The sequence below is a fragment of the Staphylococcus saprophyticus subsp. saprophyticus ATCC 15305 = NCTC 7292 genome (assembly GCF_000010125.1).
GTDB classification, from domain to species: Bacteria; Bacillota; Bacilli; order Staphylococcales; family Staphylococcaceae; genus Staphylococcus; species Staphylococcus saprophyticus.
In genome coordinates this window covers 1,997,262-2,012,715 of sequence record NC_007350.1, presented here as the reverse complement: position 1 = coordinate 2,012,715, position 15,454 = coordinate 1,997,262, and the positions used below count along the sequence as shown (strand labels likewise).

Genomic DNA, 15,454 nt, shown 5'->3' with positions numbered 1-15,454 from the left:
TGAATTAGTAAACAGGAGGCAATTAAAATGGCTGAACAAGTGGATTTTGATATTGCAATTATTGGTGCAGGCCCAGCAGGTATGACTGCAGCAGTTTATGCATCTCGCGCAAACTTAAGTACTGTAATGATAGAACGTGGCATGCCTGGTGGACAAATGGCAAATACGGAAGAAGTTGAAAACTTTCCAGGATTTGAAATGGTAACAGGTCCGGACTTATCTACAAAAATGTTTGAACATGCGAAAAAATTTGGTGCACAATATCAATATGGTGACATTAAATCAATCGAAGATAAAGGCGCATATAAAGAAGTGAACCTAGGAAATAAAGTAATCACTGCACATGCAGTTATTATCTCAACAGGTGCAGAATATAAAAAAATTGGTGTGCCAGGTGAACAAGAACTTGGTGGCCGTGGTGTAAGTTATTGTGCAGTTTGTGATGGTGCATTCTTTAAAGGTAAAAAATTATTTGTTATTGGTGGCGGTGATTCAGCCGTTGAGGAAGGCACATTCCTTACAAAATTTGCGGATAGCGTAACCATTGTACACCGTAGAGATGAATTACGTGCGCAAAAAATATTACAAGATCGCGCATTTAAAAATGAAAAAATTGATTTTATCTGGAGCCACACACTAAAAACAATTAACGACAAAGATGGTAAAGTAGGATCAGTCACATTAGAATCAACAAAAGATGGTTCTGAACAAACATTAGATGCGGATGGTGTATTTATTTATATTGGTATGAAACCACTGACAGTACCTTTCCAAGATTTAGGTATTACAAATGAAGTCGGTTATGTCTTAACGAATGAAGATATGAGTACAAGCATTCCTGGTATTTACGCAGCAGGCGATGTACGTGAAAAAGGTTTACGTCAAATCGTTACTGCAACAGGTGATGGTAGTATTGCAGCACAAAGTGCTATCGCATATATTGAACACATCAAAGATACAATAGAAGCATAATCAATCGTGTGATTGTGTTGTATAATAGAATTTAGTTAAAGCTAGAACATGATGCTCAGATATAACTGAAAGCATTGTGCTCTAGCTTTTTACATAAGGATATATATTTATCTATGTTTATAATTGAAGTCTTATGGTTATAGGAGTTAAATTGCAGCCACAGCTAACTTCAATATTAAAGTGATAATGCTACTACCTAAGACCTTTTTCATGTAAAATGAAATATGATAGCATAAGATTGTTAGACTTATTTGAAGTGAAATGAATCACATCACTTTAAAATATGAACTGTTAACAACGAAGTAACATTTTATGATTAAATAAATCAACGAATGGTGTGAAAAGATGCAACCGGATGAAAAAGAAATAGTAAAAAGTGAATTATTAGTCGTTACAGGTTTATCAGGTGCTGGGAAATCTGTAGTCATTCAAAGTCTAGAAGATATCGGTTATTTCTGTGTAGACAACTTACCACCGATACTTTTACCTAAATTTGTAGAATTGATGGGGCAAGGTAATCCATCATTACAAAAAGTTGCAATTGCAATCGATTTAAGAGGGAAAGAATTGTTTAAATCATTAATCCACGAAATGGATTTAATTAAAAGTAACTCTGATGTGATTGTGGATATGATGTTCTTGGAAGCATCTAATGAGCGTTTAATTTCTAGATATAAAGAAACAAGACGTGCGCATCCGTTAAATGGAAATGGACAACGTTCATTGATAGAATCGATAAATGAAGAACGTGAGTTATTAACAGAAATTAAAAGTCTAGCGAACTATACGATTGATACGACGCAAATGAAACCAAAAGAATTGCGTAAACGCATTGGTGACTATTTCAATAAGAGCAATGTACAAACATTTAATATTAATGTAACGAGTTTTGGATTTAAGCATGGTATTCAAATGGATGCAGACTTAGTATTCGATGTGAGATTTTTACCGAATCCACACTATGTTGATGAATTAAGACCACTCACAGGAGAAGATGAAGCGGTTTATAAATATGTTATGAAATGGAAAGAAACAAATATATTTTATGAAAAATTAATAGATTTATTGAAATTTATGGTACCAGGATATAAAAAAGAAGGTAAATCACAACTGGTTATCGCAATCGGTTGTACTGGTGGTCAACACCGTTCAGTCGCATTAGCCAAACGTATCGGAGCAGAACTTAACGAAAGTTTTGATTACAATGTGTATGTGCATCACAGGGATGCACATGTGGAAAGTGGCGTGAAACATAAAGATGAGAAGAATTAAACTTGTACTAATAGGTGGCGGTACAGGCTTATCCGTTTTAGCTCGAGGCCTTAAAGATTACCCAATAGATATTACGACAATTGTCACAGTTGCCGATGATGGTGGGAGCACAGGAAAAATAAGAAATGAAATGGATATACCTGCACCGGGAGATATAAGAAATGTAATTTCTGCATTAAGTGAAACTGAGTCAACTTTAGAACAACTTTTCCAATATCGTTTTAAAGAAAACCAAGTTGAAGGTCATTCGCTTGGCAATTTACTGATTGCCGCGTTAACGAATATTACGGATGATTTTGGACATGCAGTTAAAGAATTAAGTAAGATTTTAAATATTAGAGGTCGTGTTATTCCGTCTACTAATACAAGTGTGCGTTTAAATGCAGTCATGGAAGACGGAGAAATCGTATATGGCGAGTCTAAGATTCCAAAAAAAAATAAAAAAATCGAACGTGTATTTTTAGAACCTGAAGATGTAAAACCGATGGAAGAAGCAGTTGAAGCGATTGAAGAGGCAGATTTAATTGTTATGGGGCCAGGTTCTTTATATACAAGTGTCATTTCAAATTTATGCGTAAAAGGTATCGCAGATGCATTACTTAAAGTAGATGCCCCTAAATTGTATGTTTCAAATGTAATGACACAGCCAGGTGAAACGAATAATTATTCTGCTGTCGATCATGTCAATGCTATCCATGATCACATGGGTGCGAAATGTATTAACTATGTTATTTGTAGCACGCAAAATTTTCACGGTAATGTATTAGAACGCTATAGAGAAGAAAATGCAGAACCTGTAAAATGCAACACGACAGATATGGAAGCACAGAATATTAAAGTCTTTACACATCCTGATTTAGTAGAAGTGTCTTCAGAAGATTACGTGCGCCATAACACTGAAGTACTTTCAAAAATGATCTATGAAATCGCTATGAGAGAAACGGCGACAATTGAGTTTAATCGAAATAAAGATCATAATAAAGATCATAACGAATAAGCCAGACAATAAACTTATAAGAAGGGACTGATTGAATCATGAGCTTTGCATCAGATATGAAAAATGAACTTACTAGAATTGAAGTAGATGAAGAAAATGCAAAAGCAGAGCTCAGTGCGCTTATTCGAATGAATGGTGCACTCAGTCTATCCAATCAACAGTTTGTTATTAACGTTCAAACCGAAAATGCAACAACAGCAAGACGGATTTATTCGTTAATAAAAAAAGTGTTTAATGTGGAAGTGGAACTACTCGTACGCAAGAAAATGAAATTGAAAAAAAATAATATCTATATTTGTCGTATTAAGGCAAGAGCCAGAGAAATATTAGATGATTTAGGTATTTTAAAAAATGGTGTCTTTACCCATGAAATCGATGAAACTATGATTCATGATGATGAAATGCGTCGCAGTTATTTGAGAGGTGCCTTTCTAGCTGGTGGTTCTGTTAACAATCCAGAAACGTCATCTTATCATTTAGAGGTTTTTTCGTTATATGAAGATCATTCTGAAGGTATCACACAATTAATGAATGCGTATGAATTAAATGCAAAACATCTAGAACGTAAGAAAGGCAGCATTGCTTACTTAAAAGAAGCAGAAAAAATATCCGATTTTTTAAGTTTGATAGGTGGTTATCAAGCACTTTTGAAATTTGAAGACGTTCGTATTGTTCGAGATATGAGAAATTCTGTGAATCGATTGGTTAATTGTGAGACAGCCAATTTAAATAAAACTGTAAGTGCAGCCATGAAACATGTAGAAAGTATACATTTAATTGATAAAGAAATTGGTTTAGACAACCTTCCAGATAGATTGCGTGAGATCGCAAAATTAAGAATTGAGCACCAAGAAGTTTCATTAAAAGAATTAGGTGAAATGATGTCGACGGGAAAAATATCTAAATCTGGTGTGAATCATAGATTAAGAAAGTTAAATGAGATGGCTGATAAATTAAGAAGCGGTGAGCCTATCGAACTATAGCACATAAGATGTATCATCTGTTTTGCATGGTTATCTCTTAATTTGAAAAAGAATTAAGTGTAAATTGAATTTCTTCTAGTCACACATAAAATAAATATGCTAATATAATGAAAAGTATGAATTTCAATTAATGACGCCTCATGGAGGTGTCTTTTTTAATATTTAGGCATTACTTGATGAATATTGAACATTTTATTTATAAACCACAATAATAAAATAGTGAAAAGGGAGGGTATTTATGAAAAATTTAATAAACAAGCATTATAAAAACATTATATTCTGTTTAATTGGTACATTCATAAATGCGATTGGTGTAAACTGTTTTTTACTTGGATCAAATCTAGGTGATGGTGGCACAGTAGGGATATCATTATCTCTTATGTATGCATTCGGTTTATCGCCAGCGTGGACCTCATTTATTATCAATACCGTTGTCGTATTTGTAGGGTGGAAATTTTTAAGTAAAACGGTAGCGGTCTACACCGTTATTTCCAACACTGCGTTGTCTCTATTTTTACATTTAACTGAAAATATTAATCTAGGTGTAGATAATTTTGTTATTAATTCTTTATTTGGGGGCGCTGTGATTGGTATCGGTGCAGGGCTAGTAATTTCTACTGGTAGTACACTGGGTGGTACATCAGTCATTGCGAAAATTGTGAATAAATACTCCGAGATCAAAACGTCACAAGGTATTTTTATACTAGATGCACTTGTTGTTCTTTCATTCTTAATGGTACTACCATTAGAAAATGTGCTGTTTACCATTATTATGTTATTTGTTACGGAACGTGCCACGTCCTTCGTTATCGAAGGTTTCAATCCGAAAAAAGCAGTTACAGTGATTTCAAGCAAAAGTGATTTAATTAGTGATAAAATCAATGCGTTTACCGGTAGAGGGTCAACCATATTAACTGGTAAAGGTGGTTATGGAAAGTCAGAAACACATATGTTGTACGTCGTTGTACCGCAATCACAAGTTACAAGGGTCAAGAAACTGGTAAATGAAGTGGATGAAAATACATTCCTAGTGATTCACGATGTGCGTGATGTTTTAGGCAGTACCTTTATAAATATGAATTAAGAGGCAAAATAAAAACGATATTTCGGTTTCAATACCGAAATATCGTTTCTTTAATGTTAAGTTTAATTAAGTCCCATCAACAATAATTAAAGTTGAATTAGGGCTTTAGAACTTCACTATTTATCTAATTGATCAATAGTGTATTGCGCTTGTTCTTCCGTGAATCCTTCAATATCTGATGTTAATTGATTGTATATTGCATCGTTTGACATATCCTGTGTATCAGCATAATCTTTAGCTTTTTCGAGAGCATTCTTTTTATAATTCGCTTTTAAATTATCTACTGCATATTGTGCATCTGATTCTTTAAAACCATCAGCTTCAGACATTAATTGATTATAGATGCCATCTTTTGACATGTGCATAACGTTCGAATAGGTTTTCGCTTTGTTTAATGCAGATTTTTCTTCTCTAGAAGCACTACTGTTGTTTGAATTGTTTGATGAATTATCATTAGTGTCTAAGTTGCCTAGGTTTGCAGTACATGCTGAGATGCCTATAATGATAATTACTAACAAAATTAAACAACCGCAACCAGATCCACAACCCCAAAACCAACCTTTACTAATTTTTTTCGATTTTTTGTTGATTTTGATGCGCTTGGTATTCTCTCCACTGCGCATCACTAATTTGCTTGTCTACTAATGTCTCATTTCCACTTTGTAAAATAATCTAATTTTTACAAGTGTATCAAATGATTGTAAATTTAAAATGAATTTTGTATTATTAATTATCTTTATGTTTATATATTGCTCAATGTAAAAAGCGTGAATTTTGTGTATATATTAAGAATTGATTTTTAAGTATCTCATTTAGATAAGGATGTATTTTTAATAATTAAGATAATTTGGTACTTAATATCATAATCAGTGTGGAAAATTACATTTCTCAGTGTAATCCATTTTTTATTAATAGAATTTTAAAAAATGAAAAAATCAGATCGAGAATCATTTTTGATGTCTCGGTCTGATTGATTGTACAAGTAGGGGATGACTTAAGTAGGAATATAAAATACATGAGATTGAACTCGTGTGCGCTTTATATTGGTTATCTTCCCTTTTTAATTTGAAAAGTATACTTTTATTACTTATTAGTCCCCTCGAAGGGCATATTATAAAGTTATTAAACGTTGTTATATAAGCTTTTGTTTTTCGTTGTGGGGACTATTTGGGGACTGGAAAATAAATTATAGTAAAAAAACCACCTAATATTTATAATTAAGTGGCTTAAATAGTTTCTAATAATTTCATTGCTTTTTCATCTTCACGCTCGTAAGTTTCTTGAAGTAGGTGGGAGTAAATGGATTGTGTCGTGGCTGGGTTGGAATGTCCTAAATGTTTTGATATATATAGTATTGAAAAGCCATGATGTATGAGTATAGAACAGAAACTGTGTCTTAGCGAGTGAATAGTTATCTCTTTTATATTTAGATTAGCACATGCTTTTCTCAGTACTTTGTTTACAGCAGCATTTGTTATTGTTTTACCATCAACAGTAAAGATGTAACCACTGATATTAGTAGGTCGTGAATCAATAAATGATTGAATACGTTTCATAGTTACTGTATCAATACTTATTATTCTGTCTGATGTTTCGGTTTTGGTACCTCTTAAATGAATTTTATTATTTTTAATATCCAGATCTTCACGTTTCAATTTAGCAATTTCTGAAAATCTACCACCTGTTGTAAGTGCTACTAATAGCACAAGTGATGAGGTGGTATTTTTTTGTTCAAAATAATGTTTAAGTTTTTTGAATTCTGATTCATTAATAAACTTCATTTCTTCTGTTTTGGCTGGAACAGATGCGTGTAATTCTGCTTTGTATGTAGGGTTTTTAATAACATAACCTTCATGTATAGCATCATCGAATGCATTACGTATATAACTATTTAACTTTCTAATCGTTTCATAACTATGCGTTAAACCGTACTCATTGAGAAACTTTTGGTATTCAGTACGTTTAATATCTTTTAATAACTTGTGTCTAAAATGGTCTTTAATATGCTTGTATGCAGATTCATAATGTCTTTTAGTTGATTCTGATACGTGTGGTAGTTTATTAACTTCATACCATTGATAAAAATAATCTGCAAATGTTATATCATTACTTACAGCATAACCATTTCTCATTTTATACTCTAAATCTTCTGCAATTCGTTTAGCTTCTTGTTTAGTACGATAACCACCTTTTTGAACCTTTTTACGGTTGCCTTCATCATCTACATATGAGATTGAATATCTCCATGTTTTACCTCGCTTTTCAATGTATGCCACTTAATCACCTCAATTTTGTTCTGACAAGTATTGTTTCAATTCATTTATTGTAGTCATTCTTACTAGACGTTGTAATTTTAAAGCGTCTTGTTGTTCTACTGCTTGGTTAATTGCTGAATAGTAATTATCTTCATAGAAAACGTCTCTATTTTGGTTAATCATACCTAATTGACTTATCAAACTATTTCTATCGTCAATATTCTTGTTTAACAAATCGAATATCAATGTATATTCATGTGAGTGCGAAATAAGGACGTTTTCATCTTTTTCTCTAGATATTTTAGTTCTTTCGTTTAATAAGCCTTCTTTAAATATATTTATTATATTTCTCAATCTATCACGCTCATGATCTTTTAAAATAAGAAGTTCTTTTTCTGTTTCGTTGTTATCTAAGAGTATATTAACGTCAGTTCTTCCTAAAAATAGTTCAAATCGTTCTTGATTTAATAGCCATTCCAAATCAAAGTATGGGTATTCAACAGAATTAATTTTAGAATTTTTTTTGTCAATTCTAACAAAATTATCTGTGAATTTTTTATTAGGTAAACCTTTATCTAAATTTGCCTGTTTCATATTAGCAAATTGATTAAATTCTTTTTCAGCATTCTCTAAATTATATGAGGCTAAAGTTAGAAATCTTGAATAAAGGTTTTCTTTATTTTCTGGATCTAATGAATATGCTAAAGATAACAGCCTTTCTTTTTTAGGTAAACTGACAGAATTATTTTCAATTTTTGAAATATATGATTCCGATATACCCGATTTATTTGCTAATTCTTTCATTGTAAACCCTTTTTCTTTCCTTTGTTCTTTTAACAAACTGTTCAATGACATGGTTTCACTCCTTTAATAATAATTAATACAGTTATCATTTTACATTTATTTTCAAGTTTTTCAAGATTAATACTTGCAATTTTAAAATAAGCGATTATAATAAGGGTATATTCAAGTTTTGACATTAGCAAAAATTGAATTAAAAAAGAGGGGGGTTACTTATGAAAGATATTAACACTTTTAAAATTAAACAGTTACTAGTTAATAACAATATGAGTATTAAAGAACTAGCAAAAGAAACACCAGTTAATTATTCGTATTTGTTAGAGATTTTAAATCATAAAAAAAAGCCATCAATAATGCTAGTAATGAAAATTGCTAAAGCACTTAATGTTGAAATAGATCAAATTTCCAATATCAGTATTAAGGAGGAAGTTAGATGATTAAGGAGTTTTTTGATGGTAAGCAAATTAGATTCATAGAAAAAGATAATGAGTATTGGGCAATAGCAGGTGATGTTGCAAAAGCATTAGGGTATTCACACACACCACATATGACTAGATTATTAGATGTGTCAGAAAAGGCCGTCCATAATGTGGACACCCTTAAAGGTAAGCAAAAAGCTATAATTATTTCAGAAGTAGGTATTTACGAAGCTATTTGGAATAGTAGACGTAATGAAGCTCAAGAATTTAAAAAATGGGTTAAGCAAGTTATCAAAGAGTTAAGACAATCAATCGGATTAAAGCAACATGAAGTATTTCATTTAATGGATAAGCAACATCAACGAAAAGCTATGGATGTTTTGCAAAAAGGTTTATCTAATCCCAATAAGATTAGTTATATTAAATGTCAAACTGTAGTTAATAAATGTGTTTCAACATTGTTTGGTTATGATAAAGCCTTAAAAAAAGAACAAATGAGTGAGGATATGTTAATTATTCGTCAACAAATTTTAGATGATACAGTCGATTTAATGACTTCTATTAACAAATTCGGTTTAGATATTTCAGTCAGTAAAACTATCTACAATAAGTATTTAAATACACAAGCAACTGCTTAATAGGGGAGGTGAAAAAGATGCAAGAACAACTACAAGAAAATGAAGATATTGTAATTATCAATGAACCTAAACTTGTGTGGTCATTCAAAGATTTACAGTCACACATGCAATTATCAAGGAATTCAGTTATGAAAAAACTTTTGCTTAATCCAAGGTTTAAAAAGGACATTGAAAAGTATGTCCATGAACCTAAATCACAAGCAGATCATTATAAGTTTTTAGCAGAACCAATGAAAGAATATATTAAGAAAAATTTTAACGAAATATATAATTCCTAGGAGGATAGAATGAAAACATTTATTGCATTAATTATCGCAAGTGCCACAACTTCAACAGCAGTAGGTTTCTATACGGAAGATATATTCAATGCTTTGGCATTATATACGCCACTAGCACTTATATCAATAGTAGTGAAAAACAGTTTGGAAGAAAGAAGAATCAGACGTAAATATAAAAACGTAATGGAGGAAACAGAATAATGTTATACACAGAAAAAGTACAAGAAAGTGTTGAGTTCGCAGATTTGAGAAATAAGGTTCAATCGTTGATCGATTACCTTGGAATGGAAACATCAGAATTAGAAGATGAACGAGAGTATGCAGTCAAGAAGAATCAGCCTATATATCACCAAGCTATTAATAACAACATTAAGCAAAATTATATTGTTTCAAGTACGTTACAAGCTATTAGAACAGATATTGAGAACATGTATGATGATATTCAAGCTGATATTAAGCAAGAAAAAAACGCATTATCTACTGCCGACCAAAGCGAAGATAACGCGTAAGAAATGAATGTTAAAGAAACTTTATGTATTTCAATTATAGCAAAAATTACGTTATGTATCTACAAAAACAACAAGAGGGGGATTTGATGGCTATAAAAACCAAAGATTCAATAATAGATGTGAATGAATTGGAAATACCGAATGAACTTAAACAATTGAATCAATGGGTGCTGTGGCGTGCTGAATGGAACGAAAGCCGTCAAGAATACAAAAAAGTACCTTATCAAGTAAATGGTGTAAAAGCTAGCTCAACGAATAAAGATACTTGGAGTAACTTTCAAGATGTTTATTCACTTTATGATAGTAGTAATGGTTACGATGGTATAGGTTTTATATTAAGCAAAGAAAGTAAACATATTTGTCTTGATATAGATAACGCTGTAGATGCTGAAACACATCAATTACAAACAGAATTAGGACTTGAAATGACAGAACTCACATACTGTGAATTAAGTCCAAGTGGTACAGGTTTACATTGCTTTTTCAAAGGTACATTACCAGAAAACAGGAAAAGTAAGCGTACTGATTTAGATATAGAGCTGTATCATACTAGTAGATTTATGACATTTACTGGTTACACTATCGGAGGTTCAGAAATTAGCGACGATCAAGGCGTGATTGATAATTTAGTAGAACGATTCTTTAAAGCAGAACCTAAAAAGCAAAATATAAGAATTGCTAAAACTGGTAGCAGTATTTTTACAGATGATGAAATTGTAAGAATGATGACTAAAAAAAGTAAATATAAAAAATTGCTTGCTGGTGAGTATGAAGGTATTTTTGATAGCCCTAGTGAAGCTGTGCAAAGCTTGTTAAGAGTATTGGCATTTTATACTGGTAGAGATAAATCGCAAATGGAAAGTATCTTTTTAACTTACAATAATCTTACTGATAAATGGGATGAAAAGCGTGGAAATTCAACTTGGGGTAATAATGAACTAGATACAGCTATAGCTAATCAAGAAACAATTTATGAGCCTAATTCGAGAGGAACAGGGCAATCGCTTAGATATACAATATCACTAATTCGCAAAGAAGAATTGGCGTTTATGAAGGCAGAATTTGAGAAGGCGAAAGAAAATGGTGAAGCATCAGGCAGACCACCACAAACGATTAGCTCAAACAGATGCGCCGTATTACTTAATGATGTAATAAAATTTGTGATATTTGATATGGAAGAAAACACAAAGTTAGCAATGTATCAAAGTGATAAAGGTATTTATACACAAAATACTGCGATTATTAAACGTATTATTTCTTGGTTAGAACCTAGACACAATGAGAAAAAAGCATTAGAAGTCATCTATCATTTAACTAATATGGTAGACGTGGTAGACAAAACTAATGAACCACATTTAATACCAGTCAATAATGGTGTATTTAACAGAAAAAGTATGAAATTAGAATCTTTTACGCCGAAGTATATATTTACTACTAAGATTTCAACTAATTATATTGACAATCCTAAAACACCAGTAATTAATGGTTGGAGTTTTGATAACTGGTTAGAAGAAGTGGCATGTGGTGATAGAGAAGTATTCACATTATTATGGCAAGTTATTAATGATTCATTAAATGGAAATTATACACGTAAAAAAGCGATATTCCTAGTTGGTGATGGAAATAATGCTAAAGGTAGCTACCAAACGCTGCTTACTAACTTAATTGGCTTTGATAATGTTGCAAGCCTTAAAGTTAATGAGTTTGACCAAGAGTTTAAATTAGGCGTGCTAGAAGGTAAAACACTTGTCATTGGTGATGATGTACCAGTAGGTGTGAATATTGAAGATAGCTCAAATTTCAACAGTGTTATTACAGGTGATCCAGTGCTTGTAAATATAAAGAATAAACAGCCATATCGAACTGTTTTCAGAACTACTGTGATTCAGTCAACTAATGGCATGCCTAGATTTAAAAATAAAACAGGTGGAACAAACAGACGACTTTTAATAGTACCGTTTAATGCAGATTTTAACGGTGCAAAAGAAAACCCAAATATCAAAGAAAAATATCTTACCGATAAAAAGGTACTCGAATATGTACTTCATAAAGCTATAAATTTAAATTTCAATAAGTTTATTGTTCCTAGAGCATCAGCTAAATTGTTAGAAGAATATATTCAAGACAATGATCCAGTATATGATTTTAAAGTCACAGAGTTTGATAAATGGAAAATTGATAAAGTACCTAAAGCAGTTGTTTATTTTAGATACAAAGTTTTCTGTGAACGTGGTGGCTATAGAGCACTTTCTGAAAGGAAATTCTGTAAAAGTTTTGAACGTTATCTTGATAAATCTTGGAAGGTTGAAAGACCTAGATATTATTCAGTTAATGATTTACAAGCAAAGGTGGGTCATTTCGAACCTACACTTTTACCACACGGAGAACAAAAAATTTCCTATGTGAACACAATTTTAAAAGTAGTGTAAATGAGGTGTGTGCATGAAACTGTGCATGAAATAGCAAAAACAAACAAAAATTCGTGCACAGCTGAAATGCATTGATATAACAGCGTTTATAAGACATTTAATCACAATTACAAAAGTTACTGTGCATGAAATATTTTAACTCGTGCTCACCTTCAAACCGTTGGTAATACAGGGTTTATAGCCCTAACTGTGCATGAATTTTCAATTTTAAAGAAGTTAATATACAAATAACTATAAGAAGTAGGGCATTAATATATAAGAAGTTTTTTCAGAAATTTGGTGCACTCGTGCACAGTAAAGTACTTTATCCCTTGTGAGAGTAAGGTTTAGAGGTGAGCATGAACTGTGCATGTTGTGCACGAAGTGGTGTTTTTGTGCACGAACTAAGTTAAGTAACGGACAAAAAGGAGATTAAGAAAATGAGATACCTATATAACAGTGGCAATAGATATAAAACAGTAGTAACTAAAAATAATGTAAATCGTGTGATTATAGAATTAACTTATTAAACATATTTCAAAATAGGAGGACTCATAAACTGTGTTAATGCATTCAATACCAACTGATCCATTCAAATTAAATAATAAGAAACTCAATATTAACGATATTAAGAATTTAGAAATTGCTAATAAACCTATTTGTCACATCTATAAAACACAGGGCAAGTATCACTATTTAGAAATAGACTTTATAACATGTGATTGGTGTTTGTCGAGTTTAGGACAGGCAACGCTGCAATCAAGGTTAAATACTGAATCAATTTTCTTGTGGTTAAGAGGGTATAATTTGAAACTCAACTATAACAGTGTAGGGCATATGACAATATATTTACGTGGTGATCATTTAGCGATTAATTATTTACTAGATGAAATTAATAAACTCACTGCAGATGCTAAATATTGGCAGAAATACAGAGATGGTAAACGTATGTTAGAAATTGATAGAAATAGTCACTATGTTATGCCGACACACCATATTAAAGGTAATACACAGAAAATAAGTTAAGGGAGTGTTTCCATGAATCACAAACGGATAGCACATCAGATTCTAGCTCGTTTACCTACCCATGTGAACAATGTATCTGTTAGGTATATTGATTCACTGGTAAGGCAATATGCTAGAAATAAGAAAGATTTTAGTGCAATAAAGCGAATAATAAATCAAAAACGAAAGAAGGCATTTAATTATGGTAAAAACAGTACAAGATAATACAATCAATATCTTTGATAATCAAATCTATGATAAGGGTGTTAAGGCAAAAGAGATTAAACAGAAATACCATCAGCTAACAAATCGTATTAAACAGCTTAATAGTAAAATTACACATTATCAAAATAATGATGAATTTGCAGAAGCAACAAAATTAAAAAGTCTACAATCAGATTTAGAACAAGAACTAATCGAAGTCGACGAACAACTTAATTCATCAGATTATAAAGTAACTGAAGAAGAATTTGACCAGTTCTACAAGGCATACAACAAAGAAATGACAGGATTTAAGGATGAACATCAAAAACTAGCGAAAGAGATGCAGGATAAACTGCAAGATGTTGTAAAAGTGTATCGTAAAATGATTGAGAATAAAAATGAGGCTGGTCGTCGTATATCTCGTGAACGTTATGTTAAGCAAGAGAAAAATAATCCTGGTAACATTCACAACCAGTATAAAGGCCAAATGCTAGACCATGAAATAAATTTAGGTGATGGCAACAAGTACAACGAACAAACGACTCCTAGAGGCTATGCATGGCAACTGGAGAAAGCATTAGATACCGTTTCTCGTGATGAGTTCCAAAAATATCATTATGGCAAGAAACAATGGTAAGGATGTGAGTATATGCTAACAACAATCAAACAATCAGATAATAACGTTAAATATAATAAGCAAAAGAATCGAATTACAGTACAAGCACTTACAACTGATAAACCTGTAGAAATGGGAACGACCAAAACAGTAGATCCTAACTATCAGACATTTAAACCATATGAGTTAGATAACAATGTATTTCAAGCATTAAAAGACAATGACAAGCTATGTGTGATGTTAGACAACAATAAAGATAGTAATATCCTAGCATCGATACATCGTGGCAATTTAACTGTCGTAGTCAATAAAGGACTGTATGGACTGTCTATAGAAGTGGATGACAAACCAATTATGCAAGAATTTATAAAGTTAGTGCAGCAGAACAAAGTTAAGAGTGTACAAATCTATACAGATGAAGTGACATCGATGAATAAGCTCATTGAAAAGATTGGTAAAATAAAAGCAATTTCTATTAATACTAGATAATATAAAGTAGCATTATGACGGCGTTCATGGTATAATATAGATATTAAAGATATACTAAATCTTTAATGTTGAGCGCTCAGTATTAAAGTCTAAATTAGCCATTGGGCATTTAACTCCTTATTATTTTCATTAGTTCCTAGTTCTTCTGTACGTTGGTTTAGGCCATCACTATTAATTGGTGGTGGTCTTTTCTTAAAGTATATATGTGAAAGTAATCACAATGATATATGTGGAACGCATTCAATGTGTAGCAGATACTTCAACATAGTATATAAAAGCACATGCAGTTATAAGACCCAAGTATTAAAGGTGCAGGCAAATAATGAGCATAGATAATAAAGCGCCATCTGTTATAAAGTGCCCAAGCATTAAAGACACTGTGTATTAAAGCACACTGCTTATTAAGGTGGATAGTTTAGAGGACTGCACAATAAAGGATACAGTGAATAAGCTACCTACATTAAAGGTCGGGCTATTAAGCACACAGTTTATAAGGTCACTACTTTTAGTATGAGGATTAGATC

The 15,454-nt window shown here is 31.9% G+C and carries 17 protein-coding genes; 14 read left to right on the top strand and 3 right to left on the bottom strand.

All coding sequences use genetic code 11. The features are described 5' to 3' along the window. Positions 1 to 27: 27 nt before the first annotated feature. The 5 genes from trxB (at position 28) to SSP_RS09765 (ending at position 5,308) form a co-directional block, all read left to right on the top strand. A complete protein-coding gene (trxB, locus tag SSP_RS09785; RefSeq protein WP_002483895.1) occupies positions 28 to 972 on the top strand; it encodes a thioredoxin-disulfide reductase in 945 nt (314 codons plus the stop codon). Positions 973 to 1,317: 345 nt separating this feature from the next. Beyond that, on the top strand, positions 1,318 to 2,244 hold the full coding sequence (gene rapZ / locus SSP_RS09780; protein WP_011303622.1) for an RNase adapter RapZ: 927 nt from the start codon (positions 1,318 to 1,320) through the stop codon (positions 2,242 to 2,244). Continuing rightward, positions 2,231 to 3,241 carry a gluconeogenesis factor YvcK family protein gene (gene yvcK, locus SSP_RS09775; RefSeq protein WP_011303621.1) on the top strand — a complete coding sequence of 337 codons (1,011 nt, stop codon included), beginning with the start codon at positions 2,231 to 2,233 and terminating at the stop codon, positions 3,239 to 3,241. The genes rapZ and yvcK overlap by 14 nt, the downstream gene beginning before the upstream one ends. A 38-nt stretch (positions 3,242 to 3,279) precedes the next feature. Beyond that, a complete protein-coding gene (gene whiA / locus SSP_RS09770) occupies positions 3,280 to 4,224 on the top strand; it encodes a DNA-binding protein WhiA (protein WP_011303620.1) in 945 nt (314 codons plus the stop codon). 238 nt (positions 4,225 to 4,462) lie between these two features. Next, positions 4,463 to 5,308 carry a YitT family protein gene (locus tag SSP_RS09765; protein WP_011303619.1) on the top strand — a complete coding sequence of 282 codons (846 nt, stop codon included), beginning with the start codon at positions 4,463 to 4,465 and terminating at the stop codon, positions 5,306 to 5,308. A gap of 116 nt (positions 5,309 to 5,424) precedes the next feature. Here the strand turns inward: SSP_RS09765 and SSP_RS09760 are convergent, their stop codons facing one another. The 3 genes from SSP_RS09760 to SSP_RS09750 all read right to left on the bottom strand — a co-directional run bounded on the left by SSP_RS09760 (position 5,425) and on the right by SSP_RS09750 (position 8,418). Then, on the bottom strand, positions 5,425 to 5,931 hold the full coding sequence (locus SSP_RS09760) for an Ltp family lipoprotein (protein ID WP_156676041.1): 507 nt from the start codon (positions 5,929 to 5,931) through the stop codon (positions 5,425 to 5,427). Positions 5,932 to 6,534: 603 nt separating this feature from the next. After that, positions 6,535 to 7,584, bottom strand: a complete 1,050-nt coding sequence (locus tag SSP_RS09755) for a tyrosine-type recombinase/integrase (RefSeq protein WP_011303617.1) — start codon at positions 7,582 to 7,584, stop codon at positions 6,535 to 6,537. 9 nt (positions 7,585 to 7,593) lie between these two features. Next, entirely contained in the window at positions 7,594 to 8,418 is an 825-nt protein-coding gene (locus SSP_RS09750) for a helix-turn-helix domain-containing protein (RefSeq protein WP_011303616.1), read from the bottom strand. A 161-nt stretch (positions 8,419 to 8,579) separates the two neighbouring features. Here SSP_RS09750 and SSP_RS09745 point away from each other — a divergent pair, with 161 nt between their 5' ends. From SSP_RS09745 to SSP_RS09700, 9 genes are all read left to right on the top strand, one after another. After that, entirely contained in the window at positions 8,580 to 8,801 is a 222-nt protein-coding gene (locus SSP_RS09745; protein ID WP_011303615.1) for a helix-turn-helix domain-containing protein, read from the top strand. Then, positions 8,798 to 9,421 (top strand): phage repressor protein, encoded by a 624-nt coding sequence (locus tag SSP_RS09740; protein WP_011303614.1) that lies wholly within the window; start codon positions 8,798 to 8,800, stop codon positions 9,419 to 9,421. The genes SSP_RS09745 and SSP_RS09740 overlap by 4 nt, the downstream gene beginning before the upstream one ends. A 17-nt stretch (positions 9,422 to 9,438) precedes the next feature. Further along, a complete protein-coding gene (locus SSP_RS09735; protein ID WP_011303613.1) occupies positions 9,439 to 9,699 on the top strand; it encodes a DUF771 domain-containing protein in 261 nt (86 codons plus the stop codon). A gap of 9 nt (positions 9,700 to 9,708) precedes the next feature. Beyond that, a complete protein-coding gene (locus tag SSP_RS09730) occupies positions 9,709 to 9,900 on the top strand; it encodes a hypothetical protein (RefSeq protein WP_011303612.1) in 192 nt (63 codons plus the stop codon). Beyond that, complete coding sequence (locus tag SSP_RS09725; protein ID WP_011303611.1) at positions 9,900 to 10,208, top strand: hypothetical protein; 309 nt, start codon at positions 9,900 to 9,902, stop codon at positions 10,206 to 10,208. The genes SSP_RS09730 and SSP_RS09725 overlap by 1 nt, the downstream gene beginning before the upstream one ends. A gap of 86 nt (positions 10,209 to 10,294) precedes the next feature. Then, the gene (locus tag SSP_RS09720; RefSeq protein ID WP_011303610.1) at positions 10,295 to 12,637 is read left to right on the top strand and encodes a phage/plasmid primase, P4 family; all 2,343 of its coding nucleotides are present in this window, start codon (positions 10,295 to 10,297) and stop codon (positions 12,635 to 12,637) included. 546 nt (positions 12,638 to 13,183) lie between these two features. After that, positions 13,184 to 13,642, top strand: a complete 459-nt coding sequence (locus SSP_RS09715; protein WP_226956110.1) for a hypothetical protein — start codon at positions 13,184 to 13,186, stop codon at positions 13,640 to 13,642. A 181-nt stretch (positions 13,643 to 13,823) separates the two neighbouring features. After that, positions 13,824 to 14,462, top strand: a complete 639-nt coding sequence (locus SSP_RS09705) for a hypothetical protein (protein WP_011303607.1) — start codon at positions 13,824 to 13,826, stop codon at positions 14,460 to 14,462. Positions 14,463 to 14,474: 12 nt separating this feature from the next. Beyond that, positions 14,475 to 14,930, top strand: coding sequence for a hypothetical protein (locus SSP_RS09700; protein WP_011303606.1), 456 nt, complete (start codon positions 14,475 to 14,477; stop codon positions 14,928 to 14,930). Positions 14,931 to 15,454: the final 524 nt, after the last annotated feature.